13 protein-coding genes and 1 riboswitch are annotated in these 14,350 nt (G+C 45.4%); of the genes, 11 read left to right on the forward strand and 2 right to left on the reverse strand.

The annotated features are described in order from the left end of the window. The first annotated feature begins 236 nt into the window (after positions 1–236). The 7 genes from DYE48_RS07165 (at position 237) to DYE48_RS07195 (ending at position 7,384) form a co-directional block, all read left to right on the forward strand. Positions 237–1,748: a malate:quinone oxidoreductase gene (locus tag DYE48_RS07165; protein ID WP_115823035.1), complete on the forward strand. Its 1,512-nt coding sequence runs from the start codon at positions 237–239 to the stop codon at positions 1,746–1,748. A gap of 287 nt (positions 1,749–2,035) precedes the next feature. Next, a complete protein-coding gene (locus tag DYE48_RS07170) occupies positions 2,036–2,440 on the forward strand; it encodes a VOC family protein (RefSeq protein ID WP_115823036.1) in 405 nt (134 codons plus the stop codon). 203 nt (positions 2,441–2,643) lie between these two features. Then, on the forward strand, positions 2,644–2,850 hold the full coding sequence (locus tag DYE48_RS07175; RefSeq protein ID WP_244199390.1) for a hypothetical protein: 207 nt from the start codon (positions 2,644–2,646) through the stop codon (positions 2,848–2,850). A gap of 196 nt (positions 2,851–3,046) precedes the next feature. Further along, positions 3,047–4,309 carry an MFS transporter gene (locus tag DYE48_RS07180; RefSeq protein WP_115823038.1) on the forward strand — a complete coding sequence of 421 codons (1,263 nt, stop codon included), beginning with the start codon at positions 3,047–3,049 and terminating at the stop codon, positions 4,307–4,309. Further along, positions 4,263–4,883, forward strand: a complete 621-nt coding sequence (locus tag DYE48_RS07185) for a TetR/AcrR family transcriptional regulator (RefSeq protein ID WP_115823163.1) — start codon at positions 4,263–4,265, stop codon at positions 4,881–4,883. The genes DYE48_RS07180 and DYE48_RS07185 overlap by 47 nt, the downstream gene beginning before the upstream one ends. Positions 4,884–4,986: 103 nt before the next feature. Next, positions 4,987–5,089, forward strand: a riboswitch (SAM riboswitch). Positions 5,090–5,185: 96 nt separating this feature from the next. After that, positions 5,186–6,307, forward strand: a complete 1,122-nt coding sequence (locus tag DYE48_RS07190; RefSeq protein WP_115823039.1) for a 5-methyltetrahydropteroyltriglutamate--homocysteine S-methyltransferase — start codon at positions 5,186–5,188, stop codon at positions 6,305–6,307. 90 nt (positions 6,308–6,397) lie between these two features. Continuing rightward, a complete protein-coding gene (locus DYE48_RS07195; RefSeq protein ID WP_115823040.1) occupies positions 6,398–7,384 on the forward strand; it encodes an aldo/keto reductase in 987 nt (328 codons plus the stop codon). A gap of 165 nt (positions 7,385–7,549) precedes the next feature. Here DYE48_RS07195 and ahpF read toward each other — a convergent pair whose 3' ends face one another. Together ahpF and ahpC are read right to left on the reverse strand one after the other, a co-directional pair. Continuing rightward, the gene (gene ahpF / locus DYE48_RS07200; RefSeq protein ID WP_115823041.1) at positions 7,550–9,085 is read right to left on the reverse strand and encodes an alkyl hydroperoxide reductase subunit F; all 1,536 of its coding nucleotides are present in this window, start codon (positions 9,083–9,085) and stop codon (positions 7,550–7,552) included. A 14-nt stretch (positions 9,086–9,099) separates the two neighbouring features. Next, positions 9,100–9,663: an alkyl hydroperoxide reductase subunit C gene (gene ahpC, locus DYE48_RS07205; protein WP_089650649.1), complete on the reverse strand. Its 564-nt coding sequence runs from the start codon at positions 9,661–9,663 to the stop codon at positions 9,100–9,102. Between the two features lie 385 nt (positions 9,664–10,048). Here ahpC and DYE48_RS07210 point away from each other — a divergent pair, with 385 nt between their 5' ends. From DYE48_RS07210 to DYE48_RS07225, 4 genes are all read left to right on the forward strand, one after another. Continuing rightward, positions 10,049–10,783: a hypothetical protein gene (locus DYE48_RS07210; RefSeq protein ID WP_115823042.1), complete on the forward strand. Its 735-nt coding sequence runs from the start codon at positions 10,049–10,051 to the stop codon at positions 10,781–10,783. Between the two features lie 96 nt (positions 10,784–10,879). Further along, entirely contained in the window at positions 10,880–11,710 is an 831-nt protein-coding gene (locus tag DYE48_RS07215) for a PRD domain-containing protein (protein ID WP_115823043.1), read from the forward strand. Positions 11,711–11,915: 205 nt separating this feature from the next. Then, positions 11,916–13,289: a sucrose-specific PTS transporter subunit IIBC gene (locus tag DYE48_RS07220; protein ID WP_115823044.1), complete on the forward strand. Its 1,374-nt coding sequence runs from the start codon at positions 11,916–11,918 to the stop codon at positions 13,287–13,289. Between the two features lie 101 nt (positions 13,290–13,390). After that, positions 13,391–14,347, forward strand: a complete 957-nt coding sequence (locus DYE48_RS07225) for an aminoimidazole riboside kinase (protein ID WP_089650645.1) — start codon at positions 13,391–13,393, stop codon at positions 14,345–14,347. The last annotated feature ends 3 nt before the right edge of the window (positions 14,348–14,350 follow it).

Genomic DNA, 14,350 nt, shown 5'->3' on the forward strand with positions numbered 1-14,350 from the left:
CGGAAGCCCGGACCTATCCTTACACTGCTCCCTATGAAAATGGACTTGAAGCCGTATGTGCTGAACACCACGGCCCTTCTTTGAATAGGCTGATAGTGCGATGTTTTTCTTTCCTTGATAGAAAAACACCCTACGGAATCCGTATTCGGAAGGGCTTCCAAATATTTTAATTTTTCGATAATAGTGATACACTGAACATAGATAAAAATAACTGATAATAGGGAGAATGAAAGGGAATGAGCAAAAAATACTCGAAGACAGATGTGATTTTAATTGGTGCAGGGATCATGAGTGCGACATTAGGATCTTTGCTTAAAGAATTGGTGCCGGATTGGAACATTCGCGTGTTTGAAAGGCTTGGTAGTGCAGGGGAAGAAAGTTCGAACGTATGGAACAATGCAGGCACAGGCCATGCAGCCCTTTGTGAGCTGAATTACACGAATGAAAAGCCTGACGGTACGATTGATATGACAAAAGCCATTAAAGTAAATGAACAGTTTCAAGTCTCCAAGCAATTTTGGTCTTATCTCGTGAAAAACAATCGGATCAGTAACCCGAATGACTTTATAATGCCATTACCCCATATGAGTTTCGTTCAGGGAGAGAGAAATGTTGATTTCCTGAGAAAGCGCTTTAATACCATGGTTGCGAACCCGTTGTTCAAGGACATGGAATTTTCTGATGATCCAGATAAACTGGAAGAATGGATTCCGCTAATCATGAAGAACCGAACGATCACAGAACCGATCGCGGCAACGAAGATCGATGCGGGGACGGACGTGAACTTCGGTTCATTGACGCGGAAGATGTTCGATCACTTGGAAAACGAAGACCTTGAAATCAACTACAAGCACAGTGTTGAGGATATCAAGCGTGCAGAAGACGGATCGTGGGAAGTGAAAGTACGGGACCTTCAAAACGATAAGATGGAATACCATAAGTCCAACTTCGTCTTCATCGGCGGAGGAGGGGGAAGTCTGCACTTGCTTCAAAAAACGGGAATTCCTGAATCGAAGCAGATCGGTGGATTCCCAGTCAGCGGTCTGTTCATGGTGTGTAACAACCCGGAAGTAATCGCCGAACACCGCGCGAAAGTGTATGGCAAAGCGAAAGTCGGTGCACCACCGATGTCTGTGCCACACCTGGATACACGTTTCATTGACGGCAAAGAAAGCTTGCTTTTCGGACCATTTGCAGGGTTCTCGCCAAAGTTTTTGAAAACCGGATCGCTGCTTGATTTGATCACCTCCGTCCAAAGAGATAACTTGGCTACAATGGTAGCTGCAGGTGTGAAGAACGCTTCCTTGACGAAATACCTGATCGAGCAGGTCATTCAATCGAAGGAAAAACGTCTGGAAGAACTGCGTGAATTCATCCCTGCGGCCAAAGCAGAGGACTGGGATCTCGTCACTGCAGGTCAACGCGTGCAGGTCATTAAGGATACCGAGGGTGGGGGCAAAGGAACGCTTCAATTCGGAACTGAAGTCGTCAGTTCCGCCGATGGCTCCATCGCTGCCTTGCTTGGTGCTTCACCAGGCGCATCGACAGCGGTTTCTGTCATGCTTGAACTGATGGGAAGATGCTTCCCAGAGCAGTTGAAGGAATGGGAACCGAAAATCAAAGAGATGATTCCTTCTTACGGGAAAAAATTAGTTGAAAATCCAGAGTTGATCCGCGAAATTCATGCGACGACAGAAGAGACGCTTGGGCTGACGGAGGAGCAGGAAGAGAGTCCTGTGAATATTTAAATGCAGCGAAAAGTGCCTTTCCCCACACAGGTGGAAGGGCACTTTTTTTATTGTCTTATAGATTAATGTTTCGTAACTCGTGTTCAATGTCCTCTAATGTTGCTTAAACGCCCCCTATCGAGAAGTTATCGTCCATTTCTTACTCCGACCAAAGTTGTATATATTTTTCATTCTTTCCGCTAATGGGTTTTCCCTCGGAATCTATTACTATTGGTTAAAAAGAGGGCATTCAATCATGGCTGGTTTCAATGGGAAAATTGCTCTCGGTAAGCGGGAGGAGAAGAAGAATGAAGTTTCCAAGCTTTGAGGCATCACAAATAAGGATAGCAAGACCTACCGATCAATTAGAAAAAGTCACTGAATTTTATGAGGCAGGACTTGGTTTAGAGAGAATGACAGACTTTGCAGGACACAGAGGATATGAGGGTGTGGTTTATGGATTACCTGGTCTATCCTACCAACTCGAGTTCACCAGGCATGAATCTGGCAGTCCTTGCCCTGCACCTTCTAAGGATAATTTGCTGGTTTTTTATATAGAAAATCGGGGTGAGGTGCTGGATGTAACTGAAAGACTCCATGATATGGGATACAAGAAAGTGGAATCTGAAAATCCATATTGGAAGGAAAAAGGGATAACCATTGAAGATCCAGATGGTTGGAGAGTCGTTTTGATGAATACGAAAGGGATTTGAAATGAAAAGGTTAGTCAGATCAAAAGAAAGAGAAAAGCATAGAAACACTATGCTTTTCTCTTTCTTTTATTCTTCCGAGGTTCACCCATTAAAGCTGTTGCGGGAGCTGAAACGCTGTTCGGAAGAATCTTTTAAATGGGAGGGAATGCTTGTTTTAGATTGGCATGGTTTGAAATAATGAAAAGCTGTAAGGAGGGATGTGCATGTTGTTCTTTATTATTCTTGCCTGCATGTTATTAGGTTGGTTAATTATGATGACTGGTCCTTTGATAGGAGGAATCATCACTTTTGGTATTGTTGTTGGTTGCTTATTTAGGGGGGTGTTTCTCATCAGTGAAATACATAAACAAATAGTCAAAGATGAAAGAGAGGGAGACTCAGACAGCGACATGGACGAGGGTCCGTTTTGAGTTTGATCGCTGCATGGCCTTTGATAAGTAGTAGTGAATATAGGGACGTAAAAGCATGGATGTAAAAATTTTGCCTTCATGCTTTTATGGGCGATTTTACTCTTTTTAAAACAATGGTTGCAAAACGACACCAGTGTCGATATAATACAACTAACAAAACGACATCGGTGTCGTTTAATTGAGAGGGGCCCAACCTATGGAACGTTTATGGAAAAACAAAGGGTATATGACCTTGATGTCCGCGCAAGCCATCTCGAGCATTGGCGACTGGCTCAGCATTGTCGCGATTATCACGCTTGTCGGGTTGAAATGGGATGCGTCACCGCTTGAAGTGTCTTTCGTCTTTTTATGTTTAGCTGTGCCGATGGCTTTGTTTGGAGCGGTTGCTGGAATGGTGGCTGACCGCTTCAGCCGCAAAACACTTATGATCGTATCTGATGTCGTGAGGGCGGCTTTAATACTGATTTTGACGATCGCGACATCGCTTTGGATGGTTTATGCAACCCTACTTACGATCGGAATCTTCTCCGCAGTCTTCATTCCTGCGAAAAACGGGAAATTGAAGGAAGTGGTGCCGGAGGAGGATATGAAAGGGGCGATGTCGATCACTTCGATGATTGACTCGTCGACGAAAATACTCGGCCCGCTCGTCAGTGGATTGCTTGTTACGGTTTTCGGCGCCCAGCAAGTTTTTATCATCGACTCGGCCACGTTTCTCGTGTCTGCGGTCATCCTCTTGTTTGTTCCAAATGCGCTTCCTCTGGAAACGACCGAAGAAGAAAAAGAGAAAGCGTCGTTCAAGAAAGAGTTCGCGCTCGGCTTTTCTTTTCTTAAATCGAACCGCTTTATGATGACGGGTTTGATTCTTGTCGGGCTCAGCCTGTTGATTCTTCAATCGGCCGATTCTCAGCTGATTGTCTTAATTCGTGAGCTGACGCAGGTGTCCCCCGATTTGTTCGGTTATCTAGTGACGGGGTCTGGTCTCGGCATGTTCTTAGCAGGATTTTTGTTAGCGAAGAAAACGGATTATAAAGCTTATCCGCTCATGCTCCTTGGGGTTTGTGGAATCGGAGCGAGTTTTGGGATTATGGGGATGCTTACCTTTTATGACCTCAATTATTCTATCCTTTGGGGACCGGGACTCGGATTCACCGCGGGTTTCTCTGCAAGTCTGATTTTTGTTCCGTTCCAGGCGACTGTCCAGGTGAACACGCCTGTTCATATGACCGGGCGCGTGTTTGGGGTCATCAATAGTGTCATGACGACTGCGACCATCATTGGGCCTCTTGTCGGAGGATGGATCGCGACGATGATTGGCGTCATTCCGACGTTTACCATTACAGCAAGTCTCCTTGTCTGCGTATCCATCGTAGGATTTGTAACGAAGCGAAAAGTAGAGGGAGGGAAAGCACATGTCTCCACGAGTGAGCAAGGAACACCTGAAGCAACGACGAGCTGACATCATGGAAGCCGCAAGGAACGTATTCATCAAGCATGGATACGAGCACACGACGATGAAGCATGTCATGGAGTCGGCTGGCGTCAGCCGCGGCGGTCTCTATCAATATTTTTCAAATAAAGAAGACCTATTTGAAGCTTTGCTTGAAGAAGGGCTGACGGACGAAGCTGAAACGACAGAGGATTCTCTTGAAAAAGTAGAATCCTACTGGGACCTGCTTATGCAGCTTTTGTTCGGGGAAGATGGCAGTCCGAATACAGAGATGGACCCTCTCGCACCAAGCAAGCTTGAGTTCTTTATCACGGGACGTAACAATGAACGAAGACGTGCGTACGGGGAAAAACGTTATGAAATGGGTCTGCAGATTTACGATGGACTCATCACAAAAGGACAGAAATCCGGTGAGTTCAGTGATCGCTATGAGAGCCAAATTATTGCGCGTTCGATCATCACTTTCATTGACGGGCTGGCACTCGATCATGCCATTTTGCCCGAAGAGAAGGTAAAGTTGAAGGAGCAGTCGGTTCTGTTCGTGGATTATTTGAGAATGGCGTTGATTGAATCCTCCTCTTGAAGAGGGGGATTTTTATTTAAGGAAAACAAGAGAAAAATGTTCAGAATCGGTTGTCAATTTCAATTGAAGTCCTGTATAGTAATCTTTAACAATTCAATCATGTTTCTTATCCAGAAAGGTGGAGGGACTGGCCCGTTGATACCTTAGCAGCAGACTTATAGAAAGTACTGTGCTAATTCCAGAAGCGTTCAGCTTGCAGATAAGAAGGGAATCGTTCGGCGGTTACTTAGCCCCTCTTCTTATTTAGAAGAGGGGCTTTTCTTATTGGAGCGCACAAACTATGAAAGAAAGAAGGGTTATAAATGTCTGTAACAACCGAAAAGAATGTGAAGAGAACACCATTTAAAGGAGACCATGTAGGAAGCTTCCTACGGCCAGAACGATTAAAAGCAGCACGTATCCAACAGGCAGAGGGAGAAATAACGGAAGAGGAATTGCGTCAAGTGGAAGATGAAGAGATTGTAAAATTAGTAGAAAAACAAAAAGAAGCAGGATTGAAAGCTGTCACGGATGGCGATTTCCGCCGCAGCTGGTGGCATTTTGATTTCCTCGAAGGCCTCGATGGGGTAGAAGGTTATGAACCTGAAAAAGGTCTGAAATTCAAAGGAGTGGAAACGAAAGCCCGTGGAATTAAAATTACAGGACAGGTAGGTTTCAGTGATCATGAGATGGTCGAACATTTCCGTTTTTTAAAAAGCATTGCCGGTGATGCTGTTGCCAAATTGACAATCCCGAGTCCGAACATGCTCTTATTCCGTGCGGATCGGTCGGAAGGCATTTATGATGACGATGAAGAACTCGTCAATGATTTAGTGGTGGCTTATCGAGGATTCATAAACAAAATTTATGAGGAAGGCTGCCGCTACCTACAGTTTGATGATACGTCATGGGCGACGTTTTTCTCAGAAGAAGGACGTGCTTCAATGAAAAAGAAAGGCCAAAACCCTGAGGAAGTGGCCGAGCTGTGTGCACGTGCCATCAATGAGTCGATTGCCAACAGACCGGATGATCTGCTTATTACCATGCATATTTGTCGAGGCAATTTCCGTTCGACCTTTATGACGAGTGGAAGCTATGAAGCGGTATCGGAAACAATTTTTGGTGGCTTGGATGTTGATGGTTTGTTCCTTGAGTTTGACGATGAGCGCTCCGGCGGATTTGAGCCCCTTCGTCATATGAACCGCCAAGACTTATCCATCGTTCTTGGTTTAATTACATCAAAGTATGGAGAGTTGGAGGATCCAGAGCGCGTGAAGGCTCGTATTCTTGAAGCTTCAGATTATGTACCTTTGAGCCAGCTGTGTTTGAGTCCTCAATGTGGATTTGCATCAACAGAAGAAGGTAATGAAATCACAGAAGAACAGCAGTGGAAGAAAATCGACCATGTTGTCAGGATTGCAGAAGAAGTGTGGCAGGAGGGCTGATGTAGACTTAATCTCCTTGGAAGGAATGTTTCATTTTTCTTATAGTTGGTTATACAACTATAGGTTCTTTTTAAAAGGAGGAATGAACACATGAAATCACTGCAGGATGCATTGAAACATAAAGTAGGACTTGGCACAGCCCCTTTAGGAAATATGTTCAGGGATGTCCCGGAAGAAGAAGCCCGTGAAACGATACAAACCGCCTGGGATCAGGGCGTCCGCTATTTTGACACTGCACCTTTTTATGGAGCCGGTTTAGCGGAGATGCGTGTCGGTGACGTGTTATCGAAGTATAACCGTGATGACTATGTATTAAGCACAAAAGTCGGTCGTTATATGACGGATGAGACAGAAGAGAACGAAGGGCTTTTTGAACATGGCCGGAACAATAAAGTCATTACCGATTACACGGAAGACGCAACGAAACGGTCGATCGAGCAGAGCCTTGAACGACTGCAAACCGATCGTTTAGACATGGTCTTCGTGCATGACGTTTCTCCTGATTTCCACGGAGATGAATGGGTGGCTAAATTTGAAGAAGCGAGAACCGGAGCTTTCCGTGTATTGTCACGTCTTCGGGAAGAAGGAGTCATCCGTTCGTGGGGCCTTGGCGTTAACACGACAGAACCGATTGAACTTGCGATGGAGCTTGAGGAAACAAGGCCGGATGTCTGTTTATCCGCAACGCAATATACACTCCTCCAGCATGACCGCGCGTTACAGCGCATGATGACGATGGCAGAAGAGAAGGATGTAGACATCGTTGTCGGCAGTCCTTATAACTCTGGTGTCTTGTTTGGTGGAGATCACTACAACTATGAAAAAGCCGGCGCAGATATCATTGGAAGAGTAAATCAATTGAAGGAGATTGGCGACAAGTACGATGTGCCGTTAAAAGCAGCTGCACTCCAATTTTCAACGGCCCATCCAGCCGTAAAGTCGGTCATTCCCGGCTCGACTCGTCCGGATCGTATTAAGGAAGATTTGGAGATGATTCAGCGGAAGATTCCGAAAGCGTTTTGGGATGAACTTGTGGAGAGAGGCTTTGTTTCGCCGCTTGCTCCTCTGCCAATTTAATCAGTAAAAAGGAGGAAGCCGTTAGTGGTTTCCTCTTTTTTGATCTTTTCATGTACCTATTTTTACTCCTCATGACACCTTCTTATATGAGTAACTTCCGTCTAGCTCATGTTGACAATAAAAAAGAAGAGCGACCATTGTCGCTCTTCTTTGGTATAAAGGTCATTAGTTACGAATCAAGTAATCAAACGCACCCAGCGCCGCGTTCGCACCATCACCCATAGAGATGATGATTTGGTTGTGTGGGCTGTCAGTTACGTCACCCGCAGCAAACAATCCTGGCACGTTTGTTGCGCCGTGTTTGTTTGTGATGATTTCACCGATGCGGTTCATTTCAACCGATTCATCCATCCATTCGGTGTTCGGTACAAGTCCAATTTGGACGAATACACCTTCAAGGTCGATGTGCTGTTCTTCACCAGATTCACGATCGATGTATGTGATTCCATTCACATTATCATCGCCGGTGATTTCTTTGGTTTGAGCATTCGTTTTCACTTCAGCATTAGGGAGACTGTTCAAGCGTTCTTGTAAGACTTCATCTGCTTTCAGTGTGTCTGCGAATTCAAGCACAGTTACGTTTTGTACGATACCGGCAAGGTCAATCGCTGCTTCGACACCAGAGTTACCGCCACCGATGACGGCTACGTCTTTGCCTTCAAACAATGGTCCGTCACAGTGTGGGCAGTAAGCAACACCTTTGTTCTTGTACTCGTCTTCACCAGGTACGCCGAGTTGACGCCAGCGTGCACCTGTGGAGATGATGACGGTTTTACTTTTCAGTACTCCGCCGTTTTCGAGTTCAAGTTCGAACATGTTATCATCGTTCTTCTGCAAGCTTTTCGCACGTTGAAGGTTCATGATATCGATCTCATAATCTTTGACGTGTTCTTCGAGGCTTGCGGCGAACTTCGGTCCTTCTGTGCTCTTCACGCTGATGAAGTTTTCAATCGTCATCGTATCAAGGACTTGCCCGCCGAAACGTTCAGCGACGATTCCGGTACGAATGCCTTTACGTGCAGAATAGATGGCTGCACTTGCGCCTGCAGGGCCACCACCGATGACAAGAACTTCGTAAGGCTCACGGTTTGTGAATTCCTCTGGAGATGGACCTTCACTGATTTTCGCTACGATTTCTTCAAGCGTCGTGCGTCCACCACTGAAGAATTCTCCGTTAAGGTGTACAGAAGGAACGGCCATGATGTTTTTCTCTTCCGCTTCTTCCTTAAACGCCGCACCGTCAATCATCGTGTGCGTAATATTCGGGTTCAGCACGCTCATGATATTCAGGGCCTGAACAACATCCGGGCAGTTGTGGCAGCTTAAGCTGACAAACGTTTCAAAATGAAACTCTCCGGAGATGTTTTTAATTTGGTCGATCATCGTATCGTCGATTTTCGGAGCTCTACCACTCACTTGCAGCAAAGCAAGAACCAAGGACGTGAATTCATGACCAAGCGGAACACCGGCAAACGTAACACCTGTTTCTTCTTGCGGGCGGTTCACGCTGAAGCTTGGTGTGCGTTTCATTTCTGTGTTTTGTACTGTGATTTTCGGTGACATGGATGCAAGCTCATCCGTGAGAGCCAGCATGTCACGGGAGACTTTATCGTCTCCCGTGCTGACTTTCAGTTCGATGTCACCTTCTAAAAGCTTTAGATACTCTTCTAATTGTGCTTTTATTTGTGCATCGAGAACCATTTATATTCCACTCCTTAAATTTTGCCGACTAGGTCAAGGCTTGGTGTTAGTGTATCTTCGCCTTCTTCCCATTTTGCTGGGCAAACTTCACCAGGATTGTTGCGTACGTATTGAGCAGCTTTGATTTTTCCGATAAGGCTGCTTGCGTCACGGCCGATTCCGCCAGCATTGATTTCTACTGTTTGGATAACGCCGTCTGGATCGATGATGAATGTACCGCGCTCAGCTAGTCCATCTTCTTCGTTCAGTACGTCGAATTGACGGGAGATCTGCTGAGATGGGTCACCGATCATTGCGTAAGTGATTTTGTTGATTTTTTCAGAAGCATCGTGCCAGCCTTTGTGTACGAAGTGAGTATCTGTAGAAACAGAGTAAACTTCAGCACCTAGTTCTTTCAGTGCATCGTAGTTGTTTTGTAGATCTTCAAGTTCTGTCGGGCAAACGAAAGAGAAGTCTGCTGGGTAGAAGCAAACAACGCTCCACTGTCCTTTGAAGTTTTGTTCTGATACGTCAACGAAATCACCGTTTTTGAATGCTTTCGCCTGGAATGGTTGTACTTCTTTACCGATTAGAGCCATAGTAGAATTCCTCCTGTAAAGTATGTTTGATTAGCTGCTGGAATGTTGCAGCTTTTTATAATAATTCTAATTCAGTAGCTATTATTATATAAAATCGACTTTTTGTCAACAATGACAAAAATCTGTCGAAAATTAATTCTCAGCTGACTGAATGAGAATGATTATACAAAAATTTCTCACGTTTTCTAGTGTAACAAGAAATATGGAAAGGGTTTAGTAATTAGCCTTCCCGATTTTCATTTATTATAGAATCATATTGAGGAAATAAATTCATGTAAAGGTTCAGTTTCTTTTGTTCGGGTTTTGTAAAGGTTGTGAGGGAAGTAAAGGGGAATGGCGGATGGTGTCGAATAGTACATAAGCATTCAAAAAGAGGAGGATGAGAATGACTGATAACAAGAAGAACATAGTGGCTTTTGCGCAGCCTTCCGAACAGACAACCCCTTTTCGTCATGGCCAACCACTGTCGGAGGAAGTCATGGACACGTTCTTGCCTGAGACTTACAATGACTTCGTTTCTTTTATTGTACAAAGAGTCGGGGAAGTGTATCGGCCGCTGTTGATGGAGTTCGTGGAGGATCACGATCCCCCGGAAGACAAACGCCTCGCGCTTGAGTTGAATTTGTTTTGGTGGCGCGTCCTATATGATGTTTCTGAAATTGAGAACGTAAGCTTTGTGGAGGATTTTTGTATGGAATATAAGCAAGATCTCAAGCAAACCCCTTTGATGAAAGCATGGCTTGAAGAATGGGAGAAAGCCGCACCGAAATTCTACTATATTGGCCACAAATTCGGAGCAAACGCCTTCGTTGCTGTGGACATGGAGACAGAAGAAACGGTAGAGGTGGTCATGATTGATAGAAGGGTGAAGGAGCCTGAAAAAGGCAGCATAGCCGTGGGGACACTCATTCCAGTGGGTAATGCTCTCTATTTTCCGGTGACCGGTTTCTATTATTTTGATCCAGAAGTAAGTAAAGAATTGGCCCGTCCGCTCATGTACCATTATGAAAAGCATATGGAAGCATCCCCTGTGCTCGAGGGATTTGTGCATGTTCTCTCCATTGCCCTGCAAATCGAACGTATGATTTTGGATAAGACCACCCCTTCCTCCCTCTCTTAATGTTTCCTCTTTGCTCTAACCGCCCATACCATTGTCATAGAAGACTCTCTTCGTGGTAATATTGAAGGAGTAACCATTCGAGCGGAGGAGCTTACTATGCGCATTTTTAGAATCCTGAACAATAATGCAGTCGTTGTCTATGATGGTCCCCAGGAGAAGATTGTTATGGGGAAAGGCATCGCTTTTCAAAAGAAGCGGAACGATATTGTGCCGAAACATAAAATCGAAAAGATATTCCTCTTACGTGATCAGTCTTCAGAAAAATTCCAACAGCTTTTATCCACTTTACCGGAAAAGCATATAGAAGTTGCAGAACGAATCATTAGTCATGCGGAAGGGTATTTGGAAGCGCCGTTAAACGATCATATTCATATTGCGCTTACTGACCACTTATCTTTTGCATTGGAACGCCTGGAGCAAGGGTTCCCGATTCAAAACAAGTTGACGAATGAAATCAAGTTCCTATACAAGAAGGAATTCGAAGTAGGGATGTGGGCAAAAGAAGAGATCAAACGTGAGCTTGGTGTCGAGGTCCCGATGGATGAGGTCGCTCACATCGCGCTTCACGTTCATACCGCTAAAATGGACACGCCGTCGATGAGCGAATCGTTGCAGACGGCGACCATTTTGCGTGATTTTGTTGAGCAGGTCGAAGCGATTGTTGGGCTTACCATTGAAGAAACGAGCATCAACTACCAACGCTTGATTACCCATCTCCGCTTTGCGTTGAATCGTGTGGAAGAGGGCAGCAACTTCGAACCGATTGATGAAGATATGCTGGAGCTGATTCAAACGAAATATAGGGAAGCTTATGAGACGTCCGAGAGAGTAGCCCGCTACTTGAAGGAAGAATACGGCGTTGATTTTCCAGATTCTGAAATCGCCTACATCGCTTTGCATATCCAGCGTCTGTTAAACGTAAATTAATTTTATAAAGGGATTGACGATAGCGTTTTCATTGGTTAAAATGAAATTGTTCAAAGTTGAATATTGCAGGATTGTTACTGGTAAAGCAGGCAAGACCTAAAATGTGTAGAGTTGGCTAGGTGACTCGTGTATGCGAATGACCTATCCATACTGTGCGCGTTTTAGGTCTTTTTTATTTCCTAAAAAATAACAAGGAGGAAACATCATGAATCATAAAGAAGTAGCTGAACAATTGGTTCCATTGCTCGGCGGCAAGGATAATGTTGTCAGTGCCACTCACTGTGCCACACGTTTACGTCTCGTTATTGATGATGAGAGTCAAATCGATAAAGCAGCTATTGAAGAACTCGATGGCGTTAAAGGAGCATTCTCAAGTTCGGGTCAGTTCCAGATTATTTTCGGAACAGGAACCGTCAACAAAGTTTTCACCCACTTCGGCCCAATGGTCGGAGCTTCAGCAGAAGAGGAAGAAAATGACAAATCCGCTTCTCACAAGGATGCGGCGAAAAGTAAAATGAACCCACTGGCGCGTTTTGCCCGGACGCTATCGAACATTTTCGTGCCAATCATCCCAGCGATCGTTGCTGCAGGTATGCTGATGGGACTTCTCGGCCTGATGAACACGTACAACTGGGTCGATCCAGAAAGCGGAATGTTCGTCATGCTTGATATGTTCTCATCTGCCTCCTTCATCATTCTGCCGATCTTGATTGGTTTTAGTGCCGCGAAGGAATTCGGAGGGAACACATATTTAGGTGCCGTTATCGGTGGAATTATGACCCACCCGAATCTTTTGAACCCATGGGGACTTTCTGATGCACAGCCGGAAACGCTTGATTTCTTAGGCTTTGGTGTCGAAATGCTTGGATATCAGGGAACAGTTATCCCTGTTCTATTGACGGTTTATGTGATGGCGAAAATGGAACAAGCCTTCCGTAAAGTTGTTCCGAATGCGATCGATCTATTGCTCACGCCGTTCTTGACGGTTATTTTCACAGGGTTTGTTGCCTTGCTTGTCGTTGGACCACTTGGCCGTACGCTCGGTAATGGATTGACTTCCGTGCTTGGTGTTGTGTATGACACGGCTGGCCCGATTGCCGGTCTGATTTTCGGTGGATTGTACTCCACGATTGTCCTGACAGGTGTTCATCACAGTTTCCACGCCATTGAAGCGGAACTGTTGAACGTCGGTGGTAACTATTTGCTTCCAATTTGGGCGATGGCAAACGTTGCTCAAGGTGGAGCGACGATTGCGGTCTTCTTCAAGACGAAAAACAAGAAAACGAAAGAAATCGCTCTTCCAGCAGGAATCTCTGCTTTCCTTGGAATTACGGAACCTGCGATTTTCGGTGTCAACTTGAAATACCGTCGTCCGTTCATCGGAGCAGCGATTGGTGGTGCACTAGGTGGCGCGTATGTTGTGTTCACAAAAGTGATGGCGAACGGAATCGGTCTGACCGGTTTACCGATGTTCGCAATTGCCCAGGATCCGATTAACTACGGAATCGGCTGCTTGATCGCGATTGGTGGTTCCATCCTTGCGACGCTTCTACTCGGATGGAATGAAGATACGAAATAATAGTGACGAATCCTTACTAGTCTTTCGACTGGTAGGGATTTGTTTTGTATAGGTTAATGGAAGATAATAAAGATATCTATGATTTTAGAGGAGGATGAACAATGAAAAAAGGTGTCATTTCGCTCGGGGAAGCATTGATTGATTTTATCCCGTTAGATCAAGACAATACGAACTATCAAAAGAGTCCAGGCGGGGCGCCGGCGAACGTTTCTGTCGGTGTGGCAAGACTTGGGGCCAAGTCTACATTTTTAGGAAAAGTCGGCGATGACGTGCTCGGGCGTTTTATGAAAAAAACGCTCACCGATTACGGGGTACAGACCCACAGCATGTTCCTCACACCGGACGTGAGGACGGGTGTTGTTTTTGTAACAAATGCCGAGGACGGGGAACGAAGCTTTGACTTTTACATCCACCCGAGTGCCGATCAGTTCCTTGAAGCAGGAGAGATTGACGTGTCAGATTTTGATACCCATAAAGTGCTTCATTTCGGTTCGATTTCAATGATTGGTGAGACAGTCAAAAAGGCGACGCACCATGCGGTTGCTTTGGCGAAGGAAAAAGGGATGATCGTCTCGTATGACCCGAACTTACGTCTCATGCTTTGGGATTCCGAAGAACAGGCGCGGGAAACGATTCAGTCGATGCTTTCAGAAGCAGACCTTTTGAAAATATCGGAGGAAGAGTTGGAGTTCATCACAGGCGAAGCGGACATTGAGCGTGGGCTTGAGAAACTCGCAGCTTATGATATTCCTTTGACCCTGATTACGATGGGCGGAGAAGGTAACTATGTGTGCACGTCTGAGGGAATCCAGCATGTGCCAGCGATGAAAGTGAAAGCAGTCGATACGACAGGTGCAGGCGATGCGTTTGTTTCCGGCATGTTGTACTCCTTGAATGAGTACGAAGGGGATATTACTGCCATTACGCTTTCGGAAGCGGTGAAGATGGCGAAATTCGCAAGTGTATCCGGGGCTTTGGCTGCATCGACGAAGGGTGCCATGACAGCACTGCCGACTCGAGATGAAGTAGTCAAACACCTTGAAGGGGCAGGCGAGTAATTG

This window comes from Halobacillus trueperi, from assembly GCF_003386945.1.
In the GTDB taxonomy this organism is placed as follows: domain Bacteria; phylum Bacillota; class Bacilli; order Bacillales; family Halobacillaceae; genus Halobacillus; species Halobacillus aidingensis.

What these genes read in the sequence shown, in the direction of transcription:
- DYE48_RS07185 (WP_115823163.1), top strand. Translation starts at nt 4,263, where the DNA reads ATGTCTCCACGAGTGAGCAAGGAACACCTGAAGCAACGACGAGCTGAC.
- DYE48_RS07225 (WP_089650645.1), top strand. Translation starts at nt 13,391, where the DNA reads ATGAAAAAAGGTGTCATTTCGCTCGGGGAAGCATTGATTGATTTTATC.
- DYE48_RS07175 (WP_244199390.1), top strand. Translation starts at nt 2,644, where the DNA reads ATGTTGTTCTTTATTATTCTTGCCTGCATGTTATTAGGTTGGTTAATT.
- ahpC (WP_089650649.1), bottom strand. Translation starts at nt 9,663, where the DNA reads ATGGCTCTAATCGGTAAAGAAGTACAACCATTCCAGGCGAAAGCATTC.
- DYE48_RS07170 (WP_115823036.1), top strand. Translation starts at nt 2,036, where the DNA reads ATGAAGTTTCCAAGCTTTGAGGCATCACAAATAAGGATAGCAAGACCT.
- DYE48_RS07215 (WP_115823043.1), top strand. Translation starts at nt 10,880, where the DNA reads ATGCGCATTTTTAGAATCCTGAACAATAATGCAGTCGTTGTCTATGAT.
- DYE48_RS07165 (WP_115823035.1), top strand. Translation starts at nt 237, where the DNA reads ATGAGCAAAAAATACTCGAAGACAGATGTGATTTTAATTGGTGCAGGG.
- ahpF (WP_115823041.1), bottom strand. Translation starts at nt 9,085, where the DNA reads ATGGTTCTCGATGCACAAATAAAAGCACAATTAGAAGAGTATCTAAAG.
- DYE48_RS07190 (WP_115823039.1), top strand. Translation starts at nt 5,186, where the DNA reads ATGTCTGTAACAACCGAAAAGAATGTGAAGAGAACACCATTTAAAGGA.
- DYE48_RS07210 (WP_115823042.1), top strand. Translation starts at nt 10,049, where the DNA reads ATGACTGATAACAAGAAGAACATAGTGGCTTTTGCGCAGCCTTCCGAA.
- DYE48_RS07195 (WP_115823040.1), top strand. Translation starts at nt 6,398, where the DNA reads ATGAAATCACTGCAGGATGCATTGAAACATAAAGTAGGACTTGGCACA.
- DYE48_RS07220 (WP_115823044.1), top strand. Translation starts at nt 11,916, where the DNA reads ATGAATCATAAAGAAGTAGCTGAACAATTGGTTCCATTGCTCGGCGGC.
- DYE48_RS07180 (WP_115823038.1), top strand. Translation starts at nt 3,047, where the DNA reads ATGGAACGTTTATGGAAAAACAAAGGGTATATGACCTTGATGTCCGCG.